The organism is Rhodoferax ferrireducens, assembly GCF_003347515.1.
Taxonomy (GTDB): domain Bacteria; phylum Pseudomonadota; class Gammaproteobacteria; order Burkholderiales; family Burkholderiaceae_C; genus Rhodoferax.
In genome coordinates this window covers 1-228 of sequence record NZ_QEII01000036.1, presented here as the reverse complement: position 1 = coordinate 228, position 228 = coordinate 1, and the positions used below count along the sequence as shown (strand labels likewise).

Here is a 228-nt window from a genome sequence, read left to right as displayed (position 1 = left end):
GGTCGGTACGTCCGGTAAGTTCCTTTTTACCGTTAACCTGGGCGATGGTCGAGCGCAGCTGGTGGTAGGACTCAATGCGGTTTTCCGAGCGGTGGACATCACGCTGCAATTGAGGGTCGCGCAAGTAGCGCAGCGTGTAGATCGTGCGGATCAGCTTGTCATACTCGAAAAGGGCCTTACGCGTGCGGTGGTGTCCAGACAGGGTGCAAATTTTTCGCACCAGCACAC

1 protein-coding gene is annotated in these 228 nt (G+C 56.6%); it reads right to left on the bottom strand.

Features of this window, described 5'->3' with window-relative positions; translation table 11 throughout:
* A partial coding sequence (locus C5P05_RS00140; protein WP_157979128.1) for a Tn3 family transposase occupies positions 1–228 on the bottom strand: 228 nt, incomplete at both ends.